Genomic DNA, 11716 nt, shown 5'->3' on the forward strand with positions numbered 1-11716 from the left:
GGTGTTGAAAGACGATTATTTCGCGCTGTTCGGCCTGCCGGTCGGATATGCAGTCGACGAGGCGGCGCTGGACGCCGCCTACCTGACCGTGCAATCGCAGGCGCACCCGGACCGCTTTGCCAATGCCGGCGATGCCGAGCGGCGCGTGGCCATGCAATGGGCCGCGCATGCCAACGAGGCGTACCGCACGCTGCGCCAGCCGCTCAAGCGCGCGATCTACCTGCTGACGCTGCGCGGCGTGGACATTCAGGCCGAGAGCAATACTGCCATGGCGCCCGCCTTCCTGATGCAGCAGATGGAATGGCGCGAGGCCCTGCAGGAAGCGGTTGAAGAGAATGATGTTGCGCGCCTCGATGCGCTGCTGCGTGAGTTGCGTGGCGAGAAGCGCGAGCGCCACGCGGCGCTGGGTGCGCTGCTCGATGCCGGCGATAACGCGGGTGCTGGCAGCGCGGCCAGGCAATTGATGTTCATCGAGAAAATCGAGCACGACACCAGCGAGGCGATCGACCGCCTGGAAGGCTAGGGTCCCCGAGGGACTCCAGCGCCGCCAGGCAAGTTCGCCCCAGCCATGCCACAATGGCGCCCCGGCGCAAAGCCGGCCTGTGCGACGGGCCGTTTTTGCCACCGCACGAATAAAGAAGATTCATCATGGCACTGCTCCAGATCTCCGAACCCGGCATGTCGCCGGCACCCCACCAGAAGCGGCTCGCGGTCGGCATCGACCTTGGCACCACCAATTCGCTGGTGGCAGCGGTTCGCAACAGCATTCCCGAAGTCCTGACCGACGAAAGCGGCCGCGCGCTGCTGCCTTCGGTCGTGCGCTACCTGCCAAAGGGTACGCAGATCGGCTACCGCGCGCAGGAAGAAGCGGTGCACGACCCCAAGAACACCATCGTCTCGGTCAAGCGCTTCATGGGGCGCGGCCTGCGCGACGTCGCGCATATCGAGCACAGCCCCTACGATTTCGTCGACGCGCCCGGGATGGTGCAGATCAAGACCGCGGCCGGCGTGAAGAGTCCGGTGGAAGTCTCGGCGGAAATCCTGGCCACGCTGCGCCAGCGTGCCGAGGATTCGCTCGGCGACGAACTCGTCGGCGCGGTGATTACGGTGCCCGCCTATTTCGACGACGCCCAGCGCCAGGCTACCAAGGATGCCGCGCAGCTCGCCGGCCTTGAAGTGTTGCGCCTGCTCAACGAGCCGACCGCGGCAGCCATCGCCTATGGCCTGGACAACGCTTCCGAGGGCATCTACGCGGTGTACGACCTCGGCGGCGGCACCTTCGATATCTCCATCCTCAAGCTCAGCCGGGGCGTGTTCGAAGTGCTGGCCACCGGCGGCGATTCCGCCCTGGGCGGCGACGATTTCGACCAGCGCCTGATGTGCTGGATCGTCGAGCAGGCTGGCCTGCAACCGCTGTCTGCCGAGGATATGCGCCTGCTGATGGTGCGCTCCCGCGCGGCCAAGGAAGCGTTGTCGGCGGCCGATTCGACCGTGATCGATGCCGTGCTGAACAGTGGCGAGATCGTGCACCTGACGCTGTCGGCCTCGACCTTTGTCGAGCTGACCGCGCCGCTGGTGCAAAAGACCCTGTCGCCTGTGCGCAAGGCGCTGCGCGATGCCGGCGTCGCGGCGGACGAGGTCAAGGGCGTCGTGCTGGTTGGCGGCGCGACCCGCATCCCTTCCATCCGCAAGGCGGTGGGAGACTTCTTCGGCCAGCCGCCGCTGACCAACCTCGACCCGGACAAGGTCGTGGCCCTGGGCGCGGCCATGCAGGCCAACCTGCTGGCCGGCAACGGCGCTCCCGGCGAGGAGTGGCTGCTGCTGGACGTGATTCCGCTGTCACTGGGCGTGGAAACCATGGGTGGCCTGGTCGAGAAGATCATTCCGCGCAACAGCACCATCCCAGTCGCCCGCGCGCAGGAATTCACCACGTTCAAGGACGGCCAGACGGCCATCGCCATCCACGTGCTGCAAGGCGAGCGCGAACTGGCGAGCGATTGCCGCTCGCTGGCGCGTTTCGAGTTGCGTGGCATCCCGCCGATGGTGGCCGGCGCGGCACGCATTCGCGTGACGTACCAGGTTGACGCCGACGGGCTGCTGTCGGTCTTCGCGCGCGAGACGCAATCCGGCGTGGAGGCGACCATCACCGTCAAGCCGTCCTACGGCCTGGCCGACGACGAGATCGCCCGCATGCTGCAGGACAGCTTCCGTGAAGCCGAGCACGACATGAAGAGCCGTGCGCTGGCGGAGGAACGCGTGGACGCCGCGCGCCTCATCGAAGCCACGCGCCGCGCGCTCGAACTCGATGGCGACCTGCTCTCGGCCGAGGAGCGTGCCGACGTGGAACGCCTGATCACGGCCGCTAGCGACATTGCCGCAGGCGAAGATCACCACGCCATCAAGACAGCGGTGGAAGCGCTGTCCCACGGCACCGACGAATTCGCTGCCCGCCGGATGGACCGCTCGATCAAGAGCGCGCTGGCCGGCCGCAAGGTGCAGGACCTGGGCTGATCCCCGAGGCCAATCGCACCCTATCCATATCCAGGACATTCCATGCCACAGATCATCGTATTGCCCCACGTCGAACTCTGCCCCGAAGGGGCCGTGTTCGAAGCCAAAGCCGGTACCAGCATTTGCGACGCGTTGCTCGGCAACGGCATCGAGATCGAGCACGCCTGCGAGAAGTCCTGCGCGTGCACCACCTGCCACGTGGTGGTGCGCGAGGGTTTCAACTCGCTGGAAGAGGCCGAAGAGAAAGAGGAAGACCTGCTCGACAAGGCCTGGGGCCTGGAGCCCAACTCGCGCCTGTCCTGCCAGGCCCTGGTGGCCGACAGCGACCTCACCGTGCAGATCCCCAAGTACACGATCAACCATGCCAAGGAAGAGCATTGAGCGCAGCGCGCTCGCCGACTTGCTCGCCTGACCAGAGTTGACCAGAACTGACCGGAGAGAATACCCATGAAGTGGACCGACACCTACGACATCGCCGCCGCCCTGTACGACAAGTACCCGGACGTGGATCCCACCACCATCCGCTTCACCGACCTGCACCGCTGGGTCATGGAACTGGACGGCTTTGCCGATGTGGCCGATCGCTCGGGCGAGAAGATCCTGGAGGCGATTCAATCCGCCTGGATTGAAGAAGCGGAATAAGGGCTGGAACGAAAAAAACCGCGTTTTCCGCGGTTTTTTTTCGCTGTTGCGGATGCCGGCTCAGCCAGCGACCAGTTGGCCATCCTGCATGTGCACACGTTCCCCGATCTGCACGCCCGGGTCGGCTTGATACGTGAAGGTGCGGTGGCTGCCGTTGTCCATCTGCACGCGGACCTGGTAGCTGGTGTCCTTGCGCACGGTCTTCTCGATCTGGTTGCCGGCAAAGCCGCCGCCCACGGCACCGGCCACGGTGCCCAGGATACGGCCATTGCCCTTGCCGATCTGGTTGCCGAGCAGGCCGCCGATGACCGCGCCGCCGACGGCGCCCAGGCCACTGGCCGGCTTGGGTGCTTCGATCGGGGTGATGGCAACGACGCGGCCGGCATACGCGCTGCCTTGCGCCGGCTGGCGTTCAGCATAGGCGCCATTGTCGTTGCGGCTGGTCGCGGGGCCATAGCCTGCATCGCGGCTGGCGCTGCTGCGCTCCTGGGCGCGGCGTGCAGCGGGTGCCGGTGTTGGCGCCGGTGCGGCCGGGGTGACGGGCGCCTGCGCCAGGTTCGCGGCCTCGGGCGGCCGCGTGGTGCTACCCGGCGCCGGCAGTTGCGCGGTGTCGGCGCCATTGATGGTGCCGTTGACGGTGCCATTGCCGGCGACAGGCGCAGTCGGGGACTGCTGCGATCCCTGCATGGCCTTGCTGGTAGGCAGCACGCCGGTCATGGCGGCGACCGCTGTCAGGCTGGCGATCACGATGGCTACCGCGGCGGCGCCGACCAGCGGATGCAGGCGGCGTTGGGTGGGCAGGGAAGCGGGCATGGCTGGCTCGTTGGATTGGTGCAAGGTCGGATTCGACATATTATTTTCCTCGCAAAACGCAGCCGGTCAGCGGTACTGATGGCTAGCGATTCGATGGACCTAGTTTGGCCCAATTCACTGCCATTTTCCGTTTGAATTTGTAAGTTTCTGTAGGCTGAAATCTTCTGTTAAATCATAGGCTTGGCGGTGAAAATGCATGGCCTTCCCGGGCTGTGTTTGTAACAAGCTCGCAGCCACAAGCAAAAAGCCCCACCAAAAATCGGTGGGGCTTTTTGCTGTGCGAGGCGGCCCGGCGAGGCCGCCGCGCCGCGTCAGTCCTCGCGGCGCAGATGCGGGAACAAGATGACGTCGCGGATGTTCGGGCTGTCGGTCAGCAACATCACCAGGCGGTCGATGCCGATGCCGCAGCCGCCCGTCGGGGGCATGCCGTATTCCAGCGCACGGATGTAGTCGGCGTCGAAGTACATCGCTTCTTCGTCGCCCGCATCCTTCTGGTCGACCTGCTTGCGGAAGCGCTCGGCCTGGTCTTCGGCGTCGTTCAGCTCGGAGAAACCGTTGGCAATCTCGCGGCCGGTGATGAACAGCTCGAAGCGCTCGGTGATGCCCGGCTGGGTATCCGAGGCGCGCGCCAGCGGCGAGACTTCCACCGGGTAGTCGATGATGAACGTCGGCTCCCACAGCTGGCTTTCGGCGGTTTCCTCGAACAGCACCAGTTGCAGGGTGCCCAGGCCTGCGTTGAGGAATTGCGGGGCGCCGGTATTGATGCCGAACTTCTTCAGCTCGGCGCGCAGGAATTCCGTGTCGGCCAGTTGCGCGTCGGTATATTGTGGCGCGAACTTCTGGATGGCCTGCGTGATGGTGAGGCGATGGAACGGCTTGGACAGGTCCAGCTCGCGGTCCTGGTAGGTCAGCACGGCGCTGCCGCGCGCGTCGATCGCGGCCTGGCGGATCAGGTCCTCCGTGAAGTCCATCAGCCAGCGGTAGTCCGTGTAGGCTGCATAGAACTCCATCATGGTGAACTCAGGGTTGTGGCGCGGGCTCACCCCCTCGTTGCGGAAGTTGCGGTTGATCTCGAACACGCGCTCGAAACCGCCCACCACCAGGCGCTTCAGGTACAGCTCGGGCGCGATGCGCAGGAACATCTGCATGTCCAGCGCGTTGTGGTGGGTGATGAACGGCTTGGCCGTGGCGCCGCCCGGGATCGGGTGCAGCATCGGCGTTTCGACTTCCATGAAGTCGTTGCTGGCCATGTGCCGGCGCAGCGAGCTGATGGCGTTGGTGCGGGCGCGGAAGGTGGCGCGCGTTTCCGGCGACACGATCAGGTCCACATAGCGCTGGCGGTATTTCTGTTCCTGGTCGGCCAGGCCGTAGTAGTCGCCGGGCAGGGGGCGCAGGCTCTTGGACAGCAGGCGCAGCTCGGTCACCGCCACCGACAGCTCGCCGGTCTTGGTCTTCATCAGCGTGCCGCGGGCGGCCACGATATCGCCCAGGTCCCACTTCTTGAAGGCAGCGTACACGTCTTCACCAATCGCATCGCGGCTGATGTAGAACTGGATGCGGCCCGAGCCGTCTTGCACGGTGGCAAAGCTGGCCTTGCCCATCACGCGCTTGAGCATCATGCGCCCGGCGATGGCGACTTCCACCGGGGTGGCTTCAAGCACGGCCTGCTCGGTCTCGCTGTACTGCGTGTGCAGCGCGGCGGCCTGGTGGGTCGGGCGGAAGTCGTTGGGGAAGGCCGGGCCTTGCTGACGCAGGGCCTGGAGCTTCTCGCGCCGTTCCGCGATGATCTTGTTTTCGTCGGCTGCGGCCGGGACGTTGGTCTCGGCGGGAGCGCGGTTGGATTCGGTCATGATGTCTTGGTGAGTCGCTCGGGCCAGGCCCGCGCGAGGTTCATGTATTGCGGATGTCGTCGAGCTCGGTGCTGCCGAAGTCAGGCCGCTCCAGGTACGCAGCGATACGCTGCGCGGTGTCGTCGGCCGAGGCCAGCTGATCGTTGTCCTTGAGGTCGCGGAAGCGCTGCACCTGCGCAAAGTCGGCGTTGCGGATGGTGGCCTGCATGCCGGTATCGACCACGCCCGGCGCCAGCGCTACCGCGCGCACGGCGCGTTCCGCCGGCGCCTGCGCGTATTCGGCGTTGATGGAGCGCACAAACATGTCCAGGCCCGCCTTGCCGGCGCAATATGCGCTCCAGCCTTCGACCGGGCGGCGCGCCGCGCCGGAGGAGATCGCCAGGATCTTGCGCGGGCAGCCAAAGCGCTCGGTGTGCGAGAGGAAGGCCGCGGTCATGGTCATCGGCGTGGCCAGGTTGGTCAGCAGATGCTGCACCAGCGCCGGCTCGCGCAGGTTGGCGATGGGGCCGATCGGATCGATCATGCCCGCGTTCAGGATCAGCGTGACGCTGGCAAGCGTTTCCTCGACGACATCGAGGACGCTGCCAAGCCAGGTTGCCGACGGGCCGGCTTGGGAGAGGTCTTGCAAGTGCCAGGCTACCTTGACGCCGCTGGCGGACGCCGCCCGTTCCAGCTCGGGATTGCGGCTGCGGGACACGCATACCAGGCGGTTGCCCGGTTTGAGCATTGCCTGCGTCAGCGAGGCACCGAGCCCGCGCGAGGTGCCCGTGATGATGATCAGATGCGTTGCTGCGGTCGATGCTGCGGTCATGGTCAAGATTGTCCCGGCAGGTGAGTGGCCGCACCTGCCGCCGCCACACGCCGATCCTTGCCGGGGGCGCGTGGCGGCGGCGTGGCGCCGCTGCGTGGTTACAGCCCTTGCTTCAGGCTGGCTACGATGAAGGGATCCAGGTCGCCGTCCAGCACCTTCTGCGTGTTGGACATTTCCACGTTGGTGCGCAGATCCTTGATGCGGCTCTGGTCCAGTACGTACGAGCGGATCTGGTGGCCCCAGCCCACATCGGTCTTGGACGACTCCAGCTTGTCGGCTTCGGCCTGGCGCTTGCGCATTTCGTGCTCATACAGGCGTGACTTCAGCATCGACATGGCTTCGGCGCGGTTGCGGTGCTGCGAGCGGTCATTCTGGCACTGCACCACAATGCCGGTCGGGATGTGCGTGATCCGCACGGCCGAATCGGTCTTGTTGATGTGCTGGCCGCCCGCGCCGGAGGCACGGTAGGTATCCACGCGCAGGTCCGCCGGATTGACGTCGACCTCGAACGATTCGTCGACCTCGGGGTAGACGAAGACCGACGAGAACGACGTGTGGCGGCCGCCCGACGAATCGAACGGCGACTTGCGCACCAGGCGGTGCACGCCCGTTTCCGTGCGCAGGTAGCCGAACGCGTACTCGCCCTCGACCTTGATCGTGGCGCTCTTGATGCCCGCGACGTCGCCTTCCGACTCTTCCAGCACTTCGGCCTTGAAGCCCTTGCGTTCGCAATACTTCAGGTACTGGCGCAGCAGCATCGACGCCCAGTCGCAGGCTTCGGTGCCACCGGCGCCGGCCTGGATGTCGATAAAGGCGTTGGCCTGGTCCATTTCGCCGGAGAACATGCGGCGGAATTCCATGTCGGCGACGATGGCCTCGAAGCCGGAAACGTCGGTCTCGATGGCTTCCAGCGTGTCGTCGTCGCCTTCTTCGCGGGCGAGCTCAAACAGCTCGTCGGCACCGCTAAGGTCGTCCGTGAGCTTGCCGAGCACGCCGACCACGCCCTCCAGCATTTTCTTTTCCTTGCCGAGATCCTGGGCCCGCTTGGGGTTGTTCCAGACCTCGGGATCCTCGAGTTCGCCGTTGACTTCGTCGAGTCGTCCTACTTTGACATCGTAGTCAAAGATACCCCCGTAGATCTTCCGTTCGCGAACGGAGATCAGAGATGGCACCGGAGATGGCGTTGAGGCGTTCTGCTTCCATGATGTTCCTGCGCTTTCAAAACCTTGAATTATAGCGGATCGGGGGCTTTTGCCCCGGCCCTGATCGCATCTGTTGCGCGATTTCGAACGGTTTGCTCCCTGGAGGGTCTACAGTTGCGGGTGCGTCATGGCAGACTCGAACGCGCCGTCGGCCCAAGGCCGGCCACCCGGCAGGCTTCAAGCTAAGGACAGGGAGGGACGATAAGTACGTGATGAAGCAAAGCAACCACGACAAGACGAACGCGCGGCGCCGCGCGCTTGGCCTGCTGGCCGCCGCTGCTGCGGCGTGCCTGGCCGCCGGCTGCGGCACCCTGGCCAGCGAACCCGCGCCGGATGGCTACTACCGGGTGCAGAGCGGCGATACCTTGTACACCGTGGCCCGGCGGCACAAGCGCTCGGTGCGCGACCTGGTGCGCTGGAACCAGCTGCCCAGCGCGGACCGGATCGAAGTTGGGCAACTGCTGCGGGTCCGCCCGCCGGCTGGCGCCAGCGCCGGCACGGCTGCTGGCAACGGCCCGGTGGCGGTCGGGGACACCCCGCGGGTGGACAACAGCGCGCCGTCGCGCGCGCCCGCCACCAGCATCCGCCTGCAATGGCCGGCCGACGGCCGCGTGACCGCCGGCTACGGGCCACCTGCCAGCAAGGGCCTGCGTATCAACACGGCGCCCGGCAGCGTGGTGCGCGCGGCCGCCGCCGGCAAGGCCATCCACGTTGGCGAGCTGCGCGGCTATGGCATGCTGGTGATCATCAAGCACGACGACAACTGGCTGACGGTGTATGGCAACCTGGACAAGCCCTCGGTCAGCGAGGGCGCGCAGGTAGCCAACGGACAGGAGGTCGGGCGCATGGGCACGGCCGACAGCGAGCTGCATTTCGAGGTACGCAACAACGGCAAGCCGGTGGATCCGGCGGGGCTGCTGCCGTCGCGCGGCTAAGCCACCCGCCAGCCAGGCGCGCTACTGCGCGTGCTCGATCACCATCTGCACCCGCGTGATGCCGTTGAAGGTGTTGTTGTCGAGCCGGTAGGCCACCAGCGCGCTGGCGCCCAGCGACTCCGCATGGTTGAACCAGATCGCGTCGAAGCGCTGGCTGCCGCGCCCTAGCTGCAGCTTCAGATGCTTGCCCTTGAGCACGCTCTGGCGCAGCACGTCGAACTCGCCGCAGAAGGTGGGCGCCGGGAAGCCCTGGCCCCAGACCTGCTGCTCCAGCAGCGAGACGAATTCCGGGCTGAAGCAGGCATCCTCGATGTCGCCATCGGTCTCGATCACCCGCGCCAGCTGCTCGTCGCTCAGCCATTCGCGCCCCACCGCCTCGAACGCTTCCATGAACAGCCCGAAGCTGTCGGCGCTGAGGGTCAGGCCGGCCGCCATGGCGTGGCCGCCAAACTTCTTCAGCAGGCCGGGATGGCGCTTGGACACCAGGTCCAGCGCATCGCGCAGGTGAAAGCCCGGGATGGAGCGGCCCGATCCCTTGATCGTGTCTTCGTCGCCCGGGGCGAATGTGATGGTGGGGCGGTGGTATTTTTCCTTGAGCCGCGAGGCCACGATGCCAATCACGCCCTGGTGCCAGGTGTCGTTGAACACGCTGACGGTAAAGCGCGCGGCCGGGTCCAGCGCGCCCAGCGGGCCTTCCAGGATCTGCAAGGCTTCTTGCTGCATGCCAGCTTCGATATCGCGCCGCTCGCGGTTCATGCCGTCGAGTTCCTGGGCGATCTCCCAGGCGCGGTTGGCGTCGTCGGTCAGCAGGCATTCGATGCCGAGCGACATGTCGGCCAGCCGCCCTGCGGCGTTCAGGCGCGGGCCCACGCCAAAGCCCAGGTCGAAGGTGTTGGCGCGCGTAGCCTCGCGCCCGGCGGCGCGGAAGAGGGCGGCCACGCCGGCGTGCATGCGGCCGGCGCGCATGCGCTTCAGGCCCTGTGCCACCAGGATGCGGTTGTTGCTGTCGAGCTTGACCACGTCGGCGACCGTGCCTAGCGCAACCAGGTCCAGCAGGGCGTCCAGGCGCGGCTGGGTCTGCGCGTCGAACACGCCGCGGCGGCGCAGTTCGGCACGCAAGGCCAGCAGCACGTAGAACATTACGCCCACGCCCGCCAGGTTCTTGCTGGGGAATTCGCAGCCGGGCTGGTTGGGGTTGACGATCACTGCCGCGTCGGGCAACTGGTCGCCGGGCAAGTGGTGGTCGGTCACCACCACGTCGATGCCGAGCGCATTGGCCGCCGCCACGCCGTCGACGCTGGCAATGCCGTTGTCCACCGTCACGATCACATCCGGCTGCTGCTTGGCGGCCAGGGCCACGATCTCCGGGGTCAGGCCGTAGCCGTACTCGAAGCGGTTGGGCACGATGTAGTCGATGCGCGCCCCCAGCATGCGCAAACCGCGCACGCCCACCGCGCAGGCGGTGGCGCCGTCGCAGTCATAGTCCGCCACGATCAGCAGGCGCCGGCCCGCGGCGATGGCGTCGGCAAGGTAGGTGGCCGCGTGGTCGATGCCTTTCATGGCCGCCGGCGGCACCAGGCCGGGCAGCTCGGTGGCGAGCTCGGCCGGCTCGCGCACGCCGCGTGCCGAGAGGATGCGCGCCAGCGTGGGATGCAGGCCGAACCCGGCCAGCTTGCCAGCGTGCTCGGTGGAAAAAGAGCGAACAGCGATTTTTGTCATTGCGGGGTCTTGCGGAAAACCAGGGGATCAGGCGGCATAGGCGAGGTCGGACAGCAGCGCGCGCCAGTCGCCGCGCTGGCCCAGGCCGCGCCAGAACTTGCGCAGGTCGGCGCGGCGCACGGTGAACTCGGCGTAGTGGTTGTCGCCGGACAGCATGAGCGTGACCGCCTGCAACTGCCCGGCTTCGAGGGCGGCCAGGGCGGGCGCGAACCATTCGGCGTCGAGCGTGTGCATGCGCTCGATCCACAGGCCCCAGTCCTGGGCGATATGGGACTCGATGGCGTCGTCCAGCAGTACCATGGCGCTGCCCTGCATCGCCTGGATTGCCTTGAAGCACGGGGGCTGGGGCTGGCATGCCGCGCCGCCGGCCAGCGCCACGCCGCGCAGGAAGGCGTCGCCGGTCAGTACCGTGTCTGCCAGGCGCGGCACCGGCTGCAGGGTGCCGCCGCCGTGGAGCCAGACCGAATTGACGGAGAACTCTCCCGCAGCTTCCCTGGCCTGGTTCACCGGATGGTCGTACCAGGTCATCTGGATTTCGTTCTGGATCCGGCGCCAGTCGCGGGCGCGCTCGCCGGCCTGCATCCACACATCGATATTGCGGCCGGTGGCCCGCAGCGGGCTGGCGGCCACAAGTGGCCCGAACACGGCTTGCGGGATGTACCAGCGCGCCGGGTGCGGTGTTTCAAGCACAATGCCGGATTCCTGCAGCAGCGCCGCCACTGCGGCGTGCAGGGCGGCGGACTCCTCGGCCCGGATATGCAGCTGAGCCGGGTCGATCAGCACCAGGTGGTCGCGCGCGGCATGGATATGCACCGGCTGCAGGCAGGCCCAGGCCTGGCCATCGTCCGCCGTGGCACCGTTGCCGGCGGCGGTCGTGTCGGCCAGGCGCATGTACGGGGCGCTGGGCACACGGGCCGTGTCGAGCCCAGCGCGCCCGGCCAGCCAGCGCTCATGCGGCAGCGCGCGCAGGAAGGGGTCGTCGTGCCGCTCGCGCGGGCCGGGGCTGGCGCGCGTGAGCAACTTTCCCAGCGCCGGCAACTCCAACTGCCGCAGCAAGGCTTCGAGCATGGCGTCGTTACCCCCACCGTCGGCGTCGATCGCGGCGCCGGGCGGGACAGAAAAGGGCACAATCAGGGTCAGGTGCGTCATCATGGTGCCGAGATTGTAAACTTGCGGCTGGCTGACGGCGGAAATATCGTCCCCGGCCCGGTTGCGACAGTGGCGCGAGCGGCG

At 66.8% G+C, this 11716-nt stretch carries 11 protein-coding genes; 5 read left to right on the plus strand and 6 right to left on the minus strand.

Going from position 1 to position 11716, the window contains the following annotated elements; translation table 11 throughout:
* Positions 1-4: 4 nt before the first annotated feature.
* The 4 genes from hscB (at position 5) to iscX (ending at position 3153) form a co-directional block, all read left to right on the plus strand.
* Positions 5-523 (plus strand): Fe-S protein assembly co-chaperone HscB, encoded by a 519-nt coding sequence (hscB, locus tag AC07XB_RS19265; RefSeq protein ID WP_183035675.1) that lies wholly within the window; start codon positions 5-7, stop codon positions 521-523.
* Positions 524-648: 125 nt separating this feature from the next.
* A complete protein-coding gene (hscA, locus tag AC07XB_RS19270; protein ID WP_492372689.1) occupies positions 649-2511 on the plus strand; it encodes a Fe-S protein assembly chaperone HscA in 1863 nt (620 codons plus the stop codon).
* 42 nt (positions 2512-2553) lie between these two features.
* Positions 2554-2892, plus strand: coding sequence for an ISC system 2Fe-2S type ferredoxin (fdx, locus tag AC07XB_RS19275; protein WP_492372688.1), 339 nt, complete (start codon positions 2554-2556; stop codon positions 2890-2892).
* Positions 2893-2958: 66 nt separating this feature from the next.
* Positions 2959-3153, plus strand: a complete 195-nt coding sequence (gene iscX, locus AC07XB_RS19280) for a Fe-S cluster assembly protein IscX (RefSeq protein WP_006160183.1) — start codon at positions 2959-2961, stop codon at positions 3151-3153.
* Positions 3154-3213: 60 nt separating this feature from the next.
* Here the strand turns inward: iscX and AC07XB_RS19285 are convergent, their stop codons facing one another.
* The 4 genes from AC07XB_RS19285 to prfB all read right to left on the minus strand — a co-directional run bounded on the left by AC07XB_RS19285 (position 3214) and on the right by prfB (position 7830).
* Positions 3214-4005 (minus strand): glycine zipper 2TM domain-containing protein, encoded by a 792-nt coding sequence (locus tag AC07XB_RS19285; RefSeq protein WP_492829441.1) that lies wholly within the window; start codon positions 4003-4005, stop codon positions 3214-3216.
* Between the two features lie 272 nt (positions 4006-4277).
* Complete coding sequence (gene lysS, locus AC07XB_RS19290; protein ID WP_043344898.1) at positions 4278-5816, minus strand: lysine--tRNA ligase; 1539 nt, start codon at positions 5814-5816, stop codon at positions 4278-4280.
* A gap of 40 nt (positions 5817-5856) precedes the next feature.
* Complete coding sequence (locus AC07XB_RS19295; RefSeq protein ID WP_492829438.1) at positions 5857-6627, minus strand: SDR family oxidoreductase; 771 nt, start codon at positions 6625-6627, stop codon at positions 5857-5859.
* Positions 6628-6725: 98 nt separating this feature from the next.
* Positions 6726-7830, minus strand: a protein-coding gene (gene prfB, locus AC07XB_RS19300; protein WP_458763439.1) for a peptide chain release factor 2 whose coding sequence is annotated in 2 segments (ribosomal slippage) — positions 6726-7748 and positions 7750-7830 — 1104 coding nt in all. Because the reading frame shifts where the segments join, the coding sequence is not laid out codon by codon here.
* A 211-nt stretch (positions 7831-8041) separates the two neighbouring features.
* Here prfB and AC07XB_RS19305 point away from each other — a divergent pair.
* Positions 8042-8764, plus strand: a complete 723-nt coding sequence (locus tag AC07XB_RS19305) for a peptidoglycan DD-metalloendopeptidase family protein (RefSeq protein WP_492372686.1) — start codon at positions 8042-8044, stop codon at positions 8762-8764.
* A gap of 21 nt (positions 8765-8785) precedes the next feature.
* On the opposite strand, the gene recJ is transcribed toward AC07XB_RS19305, so the two are convergent.
* Positions 8786-10483 carry a single-stranded-DNA-specific exonuclease RecJ gene (gene recJ, locus AC07XB_RS19310; RefSeq protein ID WP_492372685.1) on the minus strand — a complete coding sequence of 566 codons (1698 nt, stop codon included), beginning with the start codon at positions 10481-10483 and terminating at the stop codon, positions 8786-8788.
* A gap of 27 nt (positions 10484-10510) precedes the next feature.
* Complete coding sequence (locus AC07XB_RS19315; protein WP_492807782.1) at positions 10511-11635, minus strand: hypothetical protein; 1125 nt, start codon at positions 11633-11635, stop codon at positions 10511-10513.
* Positions 11636-11716: the final 81 nt, after the last annotated feature.

The sequence above is a fragment of the Cupriavidus sp. GW821-FHT02F09 genome, assembly GCF_059421605.1.

Coding starts and splice junctions, on each gene's coding strand:
- lysS (WP_043344898.1), bottom strand. CDS start 5,816: ATGACCGAATCCAACCGCGCTCCCGCCGAGACCAACGTCCCGGCCGCA.
- AC07XB_RS19285 (WP_492829441.1), bottom strand. CDS start 4,005: ATGTCGAATCCGACCTTGCACCAATCCAACGAGCCAGCCATGCCCGCT.
- AC07XB_RS19315 (WP_492807782.1), bottom strand. CDS start 11,635: ATGATGACGCACCTGACCCTGATTGTGCCCTTTTCTGTCCCGCCCGGC.
- hscA (WP_492372689.1), top strand. CDS start 649: ATGGCACTGCTCCAGATCTCCGAACCCGGCATGTCGCCGGCACCCCAC.
- recJ (WP_492372685.1), bottom strand. CDS start 10,483: ATGACAAAAATCGCTGTTCGCTCTTTTTCCACCGAGCACGCTGGCAAG.
- fdx (WP_492372688.1), top strand. CDS start 2,554: ATGCCACAGATCATCGTATTGCCCCACGTCGAACTCTGCCCCGAAGGG.
- iscX (WP_006160183.1), top strand. CDS start 2,959: ATGAAGTGGACCGACACCTACGACATCGCCGCCGCCCTGTACGACAAG.
- AC07XB_RS19295 (WP_492829438.1), bottom strand. CDS start 6,627: ATGACCGCAGCATCGACCGCAGCAACGCATCTGATCATCATCACGGGC.
- AC07XB_RS19305 (WP_492372686.1), top strand. CDS start 8,042: ATGAAGCAAAGCAACCACGACAAGACGAACGCGCGGCGCCGCGCGCTT.